9 protein-coding genes and 2 rRNA genes are annotated in these 14,756 nt (G+C 41.5%); 6 read left to right on the top strand and 5 right to left on the bottom strand.

Features of this window, described 5'->3' with window-relative positions; translation table 11 throughout:
• Nucleotides 1-135 precede the first annotated feature (135 nt).
• From ACKPCE_RS14875 to ACKPCE_RS14865, 3 genes are all read left to right on the top strand, one after another.
• Nucleotides 136-3,019 (top strand): 23S ribosomal RNA (locus ACKPCE_RS14875).
• 72 nt (nt 3,020-3,091) lie between these two features.
• Nucleotides 3,092-3,202 (top strand): 5S ribosomal RNA (gene rrf, locus ACKPCE_RS14870).
• Between the two features lie 71 nt (nt 3,203-3,273).
• Nucleotides 3,274-4,062, top strand: coding sequence for an aspartate dehydrogenase domain-containing protein (locus ACKPCE_RS14865; protein WP_276993962.1), 789 nt, complete (start codon nt 3,274-3,276; stop codon nt 4,060-4,062).
• Here the strand turns inward: ACKPCE_RS14865 and ACKPCE_RS14860 are convergent.
• Together ACKPCE_RS14860 and ACKPCE_RS14855 are read right to left on the bottom strand one after the other, a co-directional pair.
• Complete coding sequence (locus ACKPCE_RS14860) at nt 4,015-4,929, bottom strand: NAD(P)-dependent oxidoreductase (protein WP_319505755.1); 915 nt, start codon at nt 4,927-4,929, stop codon at nt 4,015-4,017. The two genes, ACKPCE_RS14865 and ACKPCE_RS14860, sit on opposite strands and share 48 nt — an antisense overlap.
• Before the next feature lie 108 nt (nt 4,930-5,037).
• Nucleotides 5,038-6,966 carry a sialate O-acetylesterase gene (locus tag ACKPCE_RS14855; protein WP_319505754.1) on the bottom strand — a complete coding sequence of 643 codons (1,929 nt, stop codon included), beginning with the start codon at nt 6,964-6,966 and terminating at the stop codon, nt 5,038-5,040.
• Nucleotides 6,967-7,198: 232 nt separating this feature from the next.
• Here ACKPCE_RS14855 and xyl3A point away from each other — a divergent pair, with 232 nt between their 5' ends.
• The 3 genes from xyl3A to ACKPCE_RS14840 all read left to right on the top strand — a co-directional run bounded on the left by xyl3A (nt 7,199) and on the right by ACKPCE_RS14840 (nt 12,303).
• The gene (xyl3A, locus tag ACKPCE_RS14850) at nt 7,199-9,802 is read left to right on the top strand and encodes a xylan 1,4-beta-xylosidase (protein WP_319505753.1); all 2,604 of its coding nucleotides are present in this window, start codon (nt 7,199-7,201) and stop codon (nt 9,800-9,802) included.
• Nucleotides 9,803-10,050: 248 nt separating this feature from the next.
• Nucleotides 10,051-10,980: a DMT family transporter gene (locus tag ACKPCE_RS14845; RefSeq protein WP_319505752.1), complete on the top strand. Its 930-nt coding sequence runs from the start codon at nt 10,051-10,053 to the stop codon at nt 10,978-10,980.
• Between the two features lie 267 nt (nt 10,981-11,247).
• Complete coding sequence (locus ACKPCE_RS14840; protein ID WP_319505751.1) at nt 11,248-12,303, top strand: glycosyltransferase family 9 protein; 1,056 nt, start codon at nt 11,248-11,250, stop codon at nt 12,301-12,303.
• 409 nt (nt 12,304-12,712) lie between these two features.
• On the opposite strand, the gene ACKPCE_RS14835 is transcribed toward ACKPCE_RS14840, so the two are convergent.
• From ACKPCE_RS14835 to ACKPCE_RS14825, 3 genes are read right to left on the bottom strand one after another with little or no spacing between them, the layout of a single operon-like run.
• On the bottom strand, nt 12,713-13,591 hold the full coding sequence (locus tag ACKPCE_RS14835; RefSeq protein WP_319503937.1) for an IS3 family transposase: 879 nt from the start codon (nt 13,589-13,591) through the stop codon (nt 12,713-12,715).
• Between the two features lie 32 nt (nt 13,592-13,623).
• Complete coding sequence (locus ACKPCE_RS14830) at nt 13,624-13,989, bottom strand: transposase (RefSeq protein WP_319503938.1); 366 nt, start codon at nt 13,987-13,989, stop codon at nt 13,624-13,626.
• A 51-nt stretch (nt 13,990-14,040) separates the two neighbouring features.
• Entirely contained in the window at nt 14,041-14,688 is a 648-nt protein-coding gene (locus tag ACKPCE_RS14825) for a nitroreductase family protein (RefSeq protein WP_051260513.1), read from the bottom strand.
• Nucleotides 14,689-14,756: the final 68 nt, after the last annotated feature.

The following is a 14,756-nucleotide window of genomic DNA, read 5'->3' as shown; positions in this document are numbered from 1 at the left end:
GTTCTTTAGAACCGACAACGATCTTTGACATAATGTACAAAAGCAAAAAGTAAATTTTTTAGTAAGAGCTAAAAGTATATATCAACCATACGTTTTGATTCGATATTTATATTGGATTAAGAAGTGTTTGATAAGAAGAAAGTAAGCAAGGGCACATGGTGGATGCCTTGGCTCTCAGAGGCGATGAAGGACGTGATAAGCTGCGATAAGCTTCGGGTAGGTGCAAATGACCTTTGATCCGAAGATTTCCGAATGGGACAACCCAGTATCTTGAAGAGATATTATACTGCTATGCAGTAGGCTAACGCAGGGAACTGAAACATCTTAGTACCTGCAGGAAAAGAAAATAATAATGATTCCGCTAGTAGTGGCGAGCGAACGCGGAATAGCCCAAACCATATATGTTACGGCATATATGGGGTTGTAGGACCACGATGTGGGATCTCAACAGTAGAGAAGAAGTAACTGGAAAGTTATGCCATAGCGGGTGATAGCCCCTTATTCGAATACTGTTTGACCCTAGTGGTATCCTGAGTAGCGCGGAACACGTGAAATTCTGTGTGAATCTGCCGGGACCATCCGGTAAGGCTAAATACTCCTGAGAGACCGATAGTGAACCAGTACTGTGAAGGAAAGGTGAAAAGCACTTCGAATAGAAGAGTGAAATAGTTCCTGAAACCATGTGCCTACAAGCGGTCGGAGCAGCCTTGTGCTGTGACGGCGTGCCTTTTGCATAATGAACCTACGAGTTACTTTTTCCGGCAAGGTTAAGGGTCTTGAGACCTGCAGCCGAAGCGAAAGCGAGTCTTAACAGGGCGATTTAGTCGGAAGGAGTAGACGCGAAACCAAGTGATCTACCCTTGGCCAGGTTGAAGGTTAGGTAACACTAACTGGAGGACCGAACCGATAAGCGTTGAAAAGCTTCCGGATGAGTTGAGGGTAGGGGTGAAAGGCTAATCAAACTTGGAGATAGCTCGTACTCCCCGAAATGCATTTAGGTGCAGCCTTGTTTATTACTAATGTGAGGTAGAGCGACTGATAAGATGCGAGGGCTTCACCGCCTATCAAGTCTTGATAAACTCCGAATGCGCATTAGTTTGAGAACAGGAGTGAGGGCGCGGGTGCTAAGGTCCGCGTCCGAGAGGAGAAGAATCCAGACCATCAGCTAAGGTCCCCAAATAACCGCTGAGTTGAACTAACGAAGTCAGATTGCTAAGACAGCTAGGATGTTGGCTTGGAAGCAGCCATTCATTTAAAGAGTGCGTAACAGCTCACTAGTCGAGGAATTTGGCGTGGATAATAATCGGGCATAAGCGGTTTACCGAAGCTATGGAACCATATAATGGTTGGTAGGGGAGCATTCCACTCTGCGTTGAAGGCGAAGCGTGAGCTTCTCTGGAGCGTGTGGAAACGCAAATGTAGGTATAAGTAACGATAAAGGGGGTGAGAAACCCCCTCGCCGAAAGACTAAGGTTTCCTGATCAACGCTAATCGGATCAGGGTTAGTCGGGTCCTAAGGCTCCGCCGAAAGGCAATGCCGATGGCTGAAATGGTTAATATTCCATTACTACCTTTAAGAGTGATGTGGGGACGGAGTAGTGATAGTGCCGCGAACTGACGGAATAGTTCGTTAAAGGGTGTAGAAGTTGAGGAATGCAGGCAAATCCACATTCCGATTCGAACCTGATAGTATGGAGCGTCTTCGGACAATCCAATAGTGCATGTAAGCAGACTTCCAAGAAAATCCGCTAAACTTAATCTTATAGGTACCCGTACCGTAAACGGACACACGTAGTCGGGTTGAATATACTAAGGCGCTTGAGTGAATCACGGTTAAGGAACTAGGCAAATTGACCCTGTAACTTCGGGATAAAGGGTCCCTCCTCGCAAGAGAGGGCGCAGAGAATAGGTCCAGGCAACTGTTTAACAAAAACACAGGGCTGTGCAAAATCGAAAGATTCCGTATACAGCCTGACACCTGCCCGGTGCTGGAAGGTTAAGAGGAGATGTTATCGCAAGAGACGCATTGAATTGAAGCCCCAGTAAACGGCGGCCGTAACTATAACGGTCCTAAGGTAGCGAAATTCCTTGTCGGGTAAGTTCCGACCTGCACGAATGGTGTAATGATCTGGACACTGTCTCAACCGTGAGCTCAGTGAAATTGTAGTATCGGTGAAGATGCCGATTACCCGCGATGGGACGAAAAGACCCCGTGAACCTTTACTATAGCTTAACATTGAATTTGGGCCATTGATGTGTAGGATAGGTCGGAGACTATGAAGCGGGTACGCTAGTATTCGTGGAGTCGCTGTTGAAATACGACCCTTTGATTGTTTGAATTCTAACCCGTTTGTAATGGGGACACTGTTTGGTGGGTAGTTTGACTGGGGTGGTCGCCTCCAAAAGTGTAACGGAGGCTTCTAAAGGTACCCTCAGGACGATTGGTAACCGTCCGTAGAGTGTAATGGCATAAGGGTGCTTGACTGGGAGACCGACAAGTCGATCAGGTAGGAAACTAGAGCATAGTGATCCGGTGTTTCTGTATGGAAAGGACATCGCTCAAAGGATAAAAGGTACTCCGGGGATAACAGGCTGATCCCTCCCAAGAGCTCATATCGACGGAGGGGTTTGGCACCTCGATGTCGGCTCGTCACATCCTGGGGCTGGAGAAGGTCCCAAGGGTTGGGCTGTTCGCCCATTAAAGTGGCACGCGAGCTGGGTTCAGAACGTCGTGAGACAGTTCGGTCTCTATCTATCGTGGGCGTATGAAATTTGCGTGGCTCTGACACTAGTACGAGAGGACCGTGTTGGACTGACCTCTGGTTTACCGGTTGTGCCGCCAGGTGCATCGCCGGGTATCTAAGTCGGGATTGGATAAGTGCTGAAAGCATCTAAGTACGAAGCCAGCCACAAGATTAGATTTCTTAGGGTCGTCAAAGACGATGACGTTGATAGGTTGCAGGTGTATAGATAGAAATATCACAGCCGAGCAATACTAATTGCCCGTTCACTTTCTTCTTGTCAGTATGGTTTTTATATACGTTTAGCTGATTGATTGATTTATTTTTTGTGTACATTATGTCTACCTTATTAAGGTGACTATAGCACAAGGGTTCCACCTCTTCCCATTCCGAACAGAGAAGTTAAGCCTTGTCACGCCGATGGTACTGCGTAACAGTGGGAGAGTAGGTAGTCGCCGTTTTTTAGAGAAGTCCTGCAGCTATAAAAGCTGTGGGACTTCTTGCGTTTAGGTTTTTTATTAATAAAAGTAGTATGAAGAAAATTGTGATTGTGGGTTGTGGACGCTTATCAACGATTGTGGCAGATGCAATTGTTAGTGGAATATTAGATGAGTATGACTTGGTTGGTGTTTACTCTCGTACGTTTGCTAAAGCAGAGTCTCTGTCAAGTAGGATGAATGAGAAAGGCAAGTCTTGTCGAGTTTGTAGAGACTTGAATGAATTACTCTCTCTGAAACCAGATTTTCTGGTTGAATTAGCTTCTCCTAATGCCATGAGAGAACTTGCATTGCCAACTCTTCAAAATGGAACTTCAATTATAACCTTATCTATTGGTGCTTTGGCGGACTCGGTTTTTTATAATGAAGTTATGAATACTGCTAAACTTAATGGAACCAAGGTTTATATTGCATCGGGAGCAACTGGAGGCTTTGATGTGTTGCGTACAGCCTTCTTAATGGGGAATGCCTCTGCGAAATTTTTTAATGAGAAAAATCCACGTGCATTGATGGGTACGACTGTTTATGATGATAGCTTACTTAATGAACAAAAAACGGTTTTCAGTGGGAATGCCAAAGAGGCAATCGAATTGTTTCCTACGAAGGTGAATGTTTCTGTTGCAGCATCATTGGCATCGGTCGGACCTGAGAACATGGAAATGACAATGGTATCAACTCCTGGGTTTATCGGAGATACTCAAAGAGTGGAAATTAAGAATGATCAAGTTCATGCTGTTATTGATGTGTATAGCGCAACGGCTGAAATAGCAGGGTGGTCAGTCGTTAACACCCTGCTGAATATTGCATCGCCTATTGTATTCTGATAAATTAGCTAATACTTTCTCACTTAAACGATCAAAGGCTTGTTGTGTTCGACCTGTTGAAACCTGCATACATCGGACGTGTGGATGATCAAGTAAATGTGTTCCGCCCAAAGCTCCTATAGTATCACAATAACAAAGGTTTTTTCCATTTAACCAGTCGAGAAAGGGTGCCTTATCCCATGCAGGTGATAGTCCCGTATTGAATAATATTTTATTCTCACCTAAAGATTGAAATTCGGCTTCGTGGAGTAAGATGGTATTTTTATTCAAGCAACAAAATATCACTTCATTTTCACGAAGTAGTCTATCTAATGGCAAGAATTGATAACCTTTCTGACGTGCATTGACTTTCTCACTTCTTGCAAAATATGAAATGTCTGCACCAAAAAACTTCATAGCATCAGCAATCATTCCACCTGATTTTCCTAATCCAATGATTCCAGCCTTTAATCCGGTAATTTCTCGGGGGATTTCGTCCCATGCTTCTTGTCCGAAACCATGCAGGCAGCGAACTAATTCACTAATAACGTATTCTACTACTCCTTCGTCGCCATAATCACGAATTCCGGTTACTGTAATACCTTTTTTATTGGCATAGATAATGTCAACATTGGCACTTTCTGGTGAGTATAGAGAACAGCACATTCCGATGTATTTTACTTGATCGCATCTGTCTAGCACCCATTTGTTGATTTGAGAAGTATAACTCAATAATACGGCATCGGCATCGCTAATACGACTTACTATTTCATTATCGTTTTGAGGAATATCTCCAAAAAGAATAACCTCTTTGGCGAAGTTCTTTAATGCTTTTTCAGCAGAAGGAATTAAGCTAATAGGCTCAATTGCAACTAATTTACGAAACATACTTATTCTATTTTTCAACGAAGTTACAAATAAAATAGGTATAATGCAAAAAGAGTTGAGACTCGATTACCAGTCTACAACTCTTTCGGATAAATCATGATTCTGTATTTATTCTACCTTTATTTGAAAAGGAGAGGCAGGTAAACCTGATTTGTTTCTAAGATTTCCTTTTGGATTATCATCCCATGCATAACGAATCATTGTAGGGTTGGCAATGTTTTCATTCCATATTAGGATTTTATTACCTGAGATTTGAGCTTTGGCCCATTGATAACGCCCTTCTTTATCGGCAATAGCAAAACCTTCTAACGAATCAACTGGAAGGAAGTCGTCGGTACCTTTTTGAAAAGTAAGTGCTATTCTTCCGTCTTCGAGCTTGGCTGATATGCAGACAGGACCTGAACTAACGTTTCTTTCCTGATTATAGGCAAGTCTGTTGGCTTGTAAAGCAACCCTTTTGGCCAGTTCTTTTTTGTTTAGTGGATGAATGTCATTCCATTCTCCCAAACCTAAACCTACTACAAGAGCTGTGTTGGGAAGTTTAGTTGTTACTAACCTTTGTGCTTCACGCAACTGAGCCCAACCGCTTTCAGATGGATATGTGTGTGTTTGCATGAAGTTTGGCAATTGCATAATGAAGAATGGTAGCGTAGAATTGTTTAACTTACTTCTCCAATCAGTGATCATGGAAGATAATAAGGCTTCATATTCGTGAGAGCGTCCTGTATTACTTTCACCCTGATACCACAATACCCCTTTAAACTGAAGTTTTGATAAGGGAGAAATCATTGAATTATACATACCGGTTGGAACATTTTGAAATGAAACGCCATTTACTCTGGCTGGCATTTCACAACCTAACTTATACTTCCATTGGCTGGACAATTTAATACTATCTTCTCCCAAAATAAAACAATAAGGTTTGTCTTTAACAAAACTGGGGCGTCCTCCATAACTAATCAGGCGCACGGTAATTATATTTTTTCCTGATTTTAAGATGGAAGCAGGCACTTTATAAATACGAGGAGGATATTGATATGCTGTAGTCCCAACAAAAGTTCCATTTACAAAAACAGAATCAGCATCAACGATACATCCAACGCGCAATACCCCATCTTTTATCTGAGTAGGCGAGAGTTCAACTGCTTGACGAAACCAGTGTGAACCATTTATGGGATATCCTTTGTTGATACTCCATCCCGAACTGAACATATCTACTGATGCCCAGTTTGAATCATCAAATTCAGTCTTATACCAGCAAAATGAATCATGTAATCCCTTGTCTCCCTTATATAATGATCTATCCCAAAATGCATTCATCATATTACTGCTTTGATTGATCAACTTTCTATATTCATCCGAAGAGAAAATGTCTCTTTCTAGCAGATTCCGAGGGAAGTCTTTCAAAGCTTCTTCACTCATCCAAGCTTCTATGGTGCTACCGCCCCAACTTGAATTGATAATGCCAACCGGTACTTTGGTTTTGTTATACATTTCTTTAGCAAAAAAATAGGCTAAAGCAGAAAAGCCAGGTGCAGTTTCTTTGGTTAAGGCTTTCCATTCCATTTTTGAAATATCTTCTTGCGGACCTTTTACATCGTTTCCGTAGGGTGTTTTGACGTATCTGATGTTGCTGTTCTCATACATCTCTGTTTCTTCACGATACAGATCAGTAACACGATTTATGGGTAATTCCATATTTGATTGTCCGGAAAAGAGCCACACATCGCCAACAAGAACATCTTTTATTATCAGGTGATTAACGATTAATTCATAAGGGCCACCCGCTTTACAAGCTGGGAGAGTAGCAGTCCACTTTCCATTTTGATCCGCTTTGACGGCCACTTTGTGCTTATTGAATGTTATGTTAACTGCCTCATTTGCATCGGCAGTGCCCCAAATCTGAATGGGTTGTTCTCGTTGCAGAACCATACCGTTTGACAGAACGGCCGGAAGTTTAACTTCTGCTTTGGCACAGATTAGCATTATTAATGCTAATGTAATGAGTAATATCCGCTTCTTTGTATTGTTTATCATGGTATTATGTTTTTAATGAATTGGTATACGGAACAAAGGTATTAAATCTAAGGCTTAATTGTTTGCTTTTAGGGCTCATTTGTGTTACATACCGTTACGCTGATTTGCTTTGTGTAACATAAATTATTGTTTATGTTACATATTATCTTATAGTTAATGAAGAGGGTTGTTTTATAAGTTGAATAGTGTATTTTTGCATCGACAGAGATTTTAATAACTAAATGTAAATACGATGAAATTGACACATCTTATTAAATCAAATTTAGGTGTTGCTTGTCTTTTTTGCTTCTCTTTTACTATTTCTGCTCAAGAAGCATACAAGAATCCTAAATTATCACCAACGGAAAGAGCTAACGATTTATTGCCTCGATTAACCTTGGAGGAAAAAGTTTCTCTCATGCAAAACTCTTCCAAAGCCATACCACGGTTAGGTATCAAAGCCTACGATTGGTGGAGTGAAGCCCTTCACGGAATTGCTCGTGCAGGAAACGCAACGGTTTTTCCGCAAACAATCGGTATGGCTGCTTCTTTTAATAAGGATTTACTATTCAATGTATTTGATGCAGTTAGTGATGAAGCCAGAGTTAAATATCGTCAGTTTAGTTCATCCGGCCAGCACGGAAGGTATCAAGGGTTGACTGTTTGGACTCCCAACATAAATATTTTCCGTGATCCGCGCTGGGGCAGGGGACAGGAAACTTATGGAGAAGACCCCTATCTGACCAGCATGATGGGACAGGCCGTTGTACGTGGATTGCAGGGTGAAGCCAAAGGCGGGTATGATAAACTGCACGCTTGTGCAAAACACTTTGCCGTTCATAGCGGTCCCGAGTGGAACAGACATACTTATAATGCAGAGAATATTTCCCCCCGTGATTTGTGGGAAACATACCTTCCCGCCTTTAAAGATTTGGTTCAGAAGGCTAATGTTAAGGAGGTTATGTGTGCATATAATCGCTTTGAAGGTGACCCGTGCTGCGGATCAAATAGACTGCTAATGCAGATTTTGCGTGATGAATGGCAATATAAACATTTGGTTGTGAGTGATTGTTGGGCTATTAATGATATGTTCACACCTGTTCCCAAGGGACATGGAACGGAACCCGATGAAGCTCATGCCGCATCAAAAGCCGTATCAGCAGGAACAGATGTGGAGTGCGGTCCGGTTTATAGCAATCTGACAGACGCAGTAAAGCGTGGTTTGATTGATGAAAAACGCATTGATGAATCTGTTATTCGTTTGCTGAAAGCCCGTTTCGAACTTGGAGAAATGGATGACCCCTCACTTGTTCCCTGGATGCAATTGAAGGATGATGTTATCAATAGTCCGAAACACCAACAGCTGGCTATCAAGATGGCGCGTGAAAGCATGACTTTGTTGCAAAACAAAGACAACATACTCCCTCTGAAAAAAACAATGAAAGTAGCTGTCATGGGACCCAATGCTACCGATTCTGTAACGATGTGGGCTAATTACAATGGTTTTCCATACCATACAACCACCATACTAGAAGGAATAAAGAATAAGATAGGAGCCGAAAATGTGATCTATACCCAAGGCTGCACATTTACGCAAAATGTAGTTTTGAATAGCTTCTTTGATCAATGTGCCTTGAATGGCAAACAAGGTTTTCAGGCTACGTATTGGAATAATACAACCTTTAATGGCGAACCTGCTACTACAGACTGGTTAACCACTCCGTTCAATTTCTCAGCTGCCGGAGGAACTGTTTTTGCCCGTGGCGTATCATTGACAAACTTTTCGGCCCGCTATGAATCAGTCTTTACTCCTAAGGAATCTGGCGATGTGGCTTTCTACATGAATCTTAACGGCGGCTATACTTTATATATTGATGGAGAAGAACAAAACAAAGGAAGATCTATTGGATTACCGACTAAGGTTTATATGCTTCATGCAGAAGCGGGAAAATCATATACTATTCGTTTAGACTATAGCGTGCGTTATGAAGGTTCGTTGAACTTTGATTTGGGAAAAGAAGAAACGATTAACTTTAGCAAAGAAATAGCAAGGGTGAAAGACGCTGATGTGGTTATTTTTGCCGGAGGTATTTCTCCCAAACTGGAAGGGGAAGAGATGGCTGTAAATACTGATGGATTTAAAGGAGGAGACCGCACCAACATAGAACTACCTGCAGTGCAAAGAGAATTGCTGAAGCAATTGCATGCCGCCGGTAAACAGGTTGTATTTGTAAATTGCTCAGGCTCTGCTATGGGACTTGTGCCCGAGACGGAAAGTTGTCGAGCTATTTTGCAGGCGTGGTATCCGGGACAAGCAGCCGGTGTTGCCGTGGCCGACGTCTTGTTCGGTGATTATAATCCGGCCGGACGATTACCCATTACCTTCTATAAGAATATAGATCAGTTACCCGATTTTGAAGATTATAATATGAAAGGACGTACCTATCGTTATTTTAAAGGCGAAGCTTTATTTCCTTTCGGTCACGGTTTGAGCTATACGACCTTTATTTACGGTCAGGCTAAATTAGCCAAGGCAGTTGTCAAGACCGGAAATTCTGTAGAATTAACGATTCCGGTGACCAATACTGGTAAGTACGATGGCGAAGAAGTCATTCAGGTGTATCTTAACAGACCAGCTGATGTGGAAGGACCTTCGAAAACGCTTCGTGCCTTCCAACGAGTATTCCTCAAAGCCGGTCAGAAACAAGATGTCAAAATCCAGCTCAATCCCGATGAATTAGTTTGGTTTGACACCAACTCAAATACGATGAGATGCATTCCCGGTGAGTATAAGTTGTTGTACGGAGGAACCTCTGACAGCACCAAACTGCATACCGTTTCGTTTCGGATGAATTAACTGTTAAGCAGTTGAAACAGAAAGAGAGGAGTCTTCTTCAATGAAAGACCCCTCTCTTTTCTTTTAAATGATTTACTATATAAATGATAAACTCTATGTCTTTTGGACATGACAAAGATAAATTGATAGTTTCTTCATTGTAATTAGAAACTTCTTATAATTACATTAGAATTTCATTAGAAAGCGTGGTGACTACTGAAGTTGTTATTGCTTTTTTATTATAACTTTGCAGCCAAATTGATAGAAAGATGCAATACTTTGGCGAAATACTTTCTTTGGGCGTGGCTGTGTCGTGGACAATCACGGCTTTATTTGCTGAAACAGCCAGCAAAAGATTGGGCACCTTACAACTTAACGTCATTCGACTAACACTTTCCATCATCATGGTTGGAGGAACTTTGTGGTGGTTTACCGGTTCCTTTTTGCCACTCTACACAGACTCTGCCACATTAATCTGGTTAGCCTTATCGGGTTTTGTAGGATATGTGTTGGGAGACTATTGCCTCTTCAACTCGTATGTGCTAATCGGTTCACGGTTCGGACAGTTGTTTATGACTGTTGCTCCCATAGCTGCAGCTTTTTTCGGATGGATTATATTGGGAGAACATTTGTCACTCCAAACCTTGGCAGGCATGCTGATCACATTATTTGGAATTGGACTTTCGGTTTTAGGCCGGGGCAGCTCCCATAAAATAGGATTAAAACTGCCATTGAAAGGCGTGCTCTTTGGCATTGGAGCCGGAGTAGGCCAAGGAGTTGGTTTAGTACTCAGCAAAATAGGAATGAATTATTATGAAGCGTCTATTCCTGAACACATGGAATCTGTTTCTGATTTAGTTCCCTTTGCCTCTACTTTTATTCGTGCAGCCGTAGGAGCAATTGGTTTCATCTTGATCATGGGCTATAAAAAACAATTTCACACCTTAAATACTGCTCGCAGAGATTATAAAGGAATGGGCGCTGCTTTGGGCGCAACCGTTTTCGGCCCTTTCATAGGCGTTTCTTTTTCATTGATGGCAGTTCAATATACTGAAGCTGGTATAGCATCTACCTTGATGGCGCTTACCCCCATCTTCATACTTTGGCCATCACATTATTTCTTCAAGCAACAAATAACCCTTAGAGAGATAATAGGCGCCATTATCAGTGTGCTGGGAGTGTCTCTGTTCTTTATCTGATCAATATGCACTCTTTTCTAATAGATAAAATACGCCCGTTGGTAGATATTAATCCCTTTGTAATATATTTCCAGGTTTAAATAAGAGCTGAGGTTGAAAACTTCACTAACTTTGCATCGATTTCCAGAAAGTATAATAAGTATGATAAGACCTTTATGAAAGGAGTTTCGTGATCTTTTTATTTTCTTATTAAGAAAAACTTTAGAGGGATCAAAAGTGTTTGAATGAGTGTATTAGAGAGAGTAGTTGTAATAATATGAAAGAGTAATGAGGCCTATTGAATTGGTGAACTGTGTTCGCAGAAAAACGCTGTGTTTATTGACCGGTAGTATAAAATCGGGTATTTCTTGTATGGATAGCGTTGACAGAAAATGTATAAAAAAGGTGTTAATCGTCAGGCCCAATCACCGTTTGGGGAATCAGTTGCTGATTTCTCCTTTGATACAAGAAGTTCATCGCATGTTTCCTGATAGTAAAATTGATCTTTTTGTAAAAGGGCCTCTTTGCCGGGTGTTGTTTCATAACGACGAAGCGGTAGACGATATTATGACTCTCCCAAGGAAGCACTTCAATGATTTTTTCTGTTATGTTGCCGGATGGTATAAAGTTCGCTCGAAGAAATATGATTTGGTCATAAACGTAGTAAGTACTTCCTCATCGGGCAGAATAGCGACTAAAGTAGCACGCTCAACTTATAAAATCTTTGGTGACGAAGCTGATGTTAATGTACTCATCAACCTTCCTTATAAAAAACACATTGCAGTTAAACCCATCTATAATTTACGCACCTATTTTTCCGCTCTGGGCTATGATGAAATGACCAAAGAGTTGCCTTTGCTGAAAATACGGCTAAGTGATGCCGAACTGTTAGCCGGAAAAGAAGTTTTAAGAAAGTATATTGCTGATGATAAGAAAGAAACCATTGCACTCTTTACCTTTGCCACCGGTGCCAAATGTTATCAGCAAGAATGGTGGCAACAGTTTCTTCAAGAATTAAAGCAACGTTTTGATAACTATAATATCATCGAAATACTTCCTGCCGAGAATGTTTCACAAATAGGATTTTCCATTCCTGCGTATTATAGTAAAGACTTACGGGAGATAGCCTCTGTACTTGCTAACGTCCGCCTGTTTATTGGTGCCGATAGTGGCATGATGCATTTGGCAGTTGCTGCAGGTGTAACTACTGTCGGCTTGTTTTCTATTACGAAGATGGATGTATATGCTCCGTATGGCAACCTTAATAAAGGCATTGATACAACACGAGTAACGATGAACCAACTGATGGATGAAATAAATGCTAGTCTACCGCAGTTAAACTAATACGGCACTTTGCCTTATTCCATACGTTCTAATAAAGAAATTGCTGGTTGCAAAACCTTCTGTACACCCGGATGTACAGGCCTTGTACACCCCCATGTAGAACACTTATACACCCGGGTGTACAGTACTCGTACACCCGGGTGTATAAAAGATTTGTTCACCAGCTGTAATAACCTAATATAGGTTGACTAAACGTCTCTTATCCCTATCTGAAGTTGACAGGTTATAATTTAAATCTCTAACTCAGGTTGACTAGCTTCTTTCTAGTCCCTAACTTGGATTGACAGCTCTCTTCTAGGCTTAAAATATTTAAACGTGAGGAGCTGTTTGCATCCATCCGGGTTTGTTTCATTCAAGTGCTAAACAGAACCCGGTTCACTCTTTTGAAAGCAAAGATAGTTTTTTCTTCTTATTGCGGGCAAGGATCTCTGTATTTATCCTTATAACTTCTCCACCGCTTCTTGATGAGCCCCGTCTTACCATAAGCTTGTTCAGGAGTCAGCATATCCAAACTTCTATGAGGTCGTTTAGTATTGTAGAATGTGACAGCTTCCTGTACCGCTTGCCTGACTTGCTCTATCGTTTGAAAGGAATATTGATTAAGGAATTCCTTTTTGAGAATGCCATTTACCCTTTCTGCTATGGCATTCTCTTTAGGATCTCCATTCTGGGTCATACTAATCCTTATTCCTTTTTGCCTCAATTCATTTATATACCCAAAGCTTGCGTACTGCACCCCTCGATCTGAGTGATGAATCAATGAATCTCCCTGTTGTATACTTCTGTTTTTATAAGATTGCTTAAGAGCCTCTATGGTGTGAATAGCAGCCAGCGTAGGGCCTACGTAAGCACCTACAATCTCATGGTCGTAGGCATCTGTTATAAGGGAGAGAAAACAAAATTCATCTTCCCGTAAACGAATATAGGTTATGTCGCTCACCCAGACTTGATTGGACCTGTTGATAGTCAGATCCTTGATTAGGTTAGGGTAAGTCGGTAAACCGTGAGTCGAATCGGTGGTACGGCAACTTCTCTTGGGCGCTTTGAGCATCAGGTTGTGTTGCTTGAGTACTTTCAAAAAAACATCACGGCCGATGCTGTAATCTTTACCGAAGTATTGGTTGTACATCACCCAGAGTTTCTCACCACCTATGGCAGCGGCTTTTCCCCGAATATCTTGAGCGAACTCAATAATGAAACGGCAGAGGGCAAGAGATTTGATGTTATCATCTACGTGTTGGTAATAAGCTTGCTTAGAAGCACCAAACAGTCCGCAAAGAGCTCCCACATGATAAGAGGGATTCTTTGCGTGAAGCTGTTTTACCGTTTGGTGCCAGCTTTTTTTCGAATAGGAAGCTGAAACTTTTCTTCGGCTACATTAATCATTTCATCTAAGAAATCAGCACGCATCTTTTCACGCTTCAAGCACAATTCTTTTTCTTGAAGAAGACGACGCAAGGCTAAGATTTCTTCGTTCTCACTCTGAGGTTTCTTTGGCATGGGCGTATCATGTAGTTCATTATCCGGAGCAAAGATACGAATCCAACTCCGTAATGTACTTGTACTGGGAATGGAATATTTATTACACAAAGAACGTTTGCTATGTGTACCCTGAAGAAACTCTGCAACTACCGACATTTTAAATGCGGTATCAAAAACACGACGACTCTTAGATATATCACTCATCTTTTAAGGAATTTCAGAGTCAACTTTTTCTAGGGTAAGACAAGCAATTTTTTATTTAATAACCTGCACTTTAGCTTTGTCACGTGGCTTGGCGTCCGGCCATTCGTTAGGATAACCTACGGATATAGTATAAAGAGGAGCAAAATTCTCGGGCAGATTAAGCTGAGCAATCACTTCTTTGGCTTCCGGTGTGCGCATGTATGCAATAACACTTCCTACCACACAAGTGCCTATGCCCATTGATTCGGCAGCGAGCAGAATATTTTGTCCCAATAAACCGCAGTCAACCTCACTATAATGGTTGGTTGTATCATTGGCCACTACAATAATAGTAGGTGCTCCGTGAAACACACTAAATCCTTCTTGCTGAGCCTTCGAGGCACTACCCTTCATCTCTTTTCCTTTAGCGAAGTTGATAAAACCATCGTTGATTGCTTTTATTAAATCGGGCTTTTGTATTACCCGCACTTCCCACGATTGCTTATTTAAAGCACTTGGTGCGTTGATGGCACATTCTGTTAACGTGTCAAGTTGTTCGGCCGTAATCTGTTCAGCTTTGTATGAACGTATACTCCGGCGACTCATAATACTTTCTACCGTTTGGTTTGTTGCTTCCATATTCGTTTCTCCCGATGGAGGTGTTTGGCAAGACACCATTAATAAAGCCGTTAAAACAATAAAATAAACTTTCTTCATCATATTACGTATATTTAGTCATTTATCAAAAGTACAATTAATTTGGAAAGATGCAATTAGGTATAACTTCT

Source organism: Bacteroides graminisolvens, from assembly GCF_963666085.1.
GTDB lineage: Bacteria > Bacteroidota > Bacteroidia > Bacteroidales > Bacteroidaceae > Bacteroides > Bacteroides graminisolvens.
The sequence above is the reverse complement of the archived record's forward strand: the minus strand, read 5'-3'. Positions and strand labels throughout refer to the sequence as shown.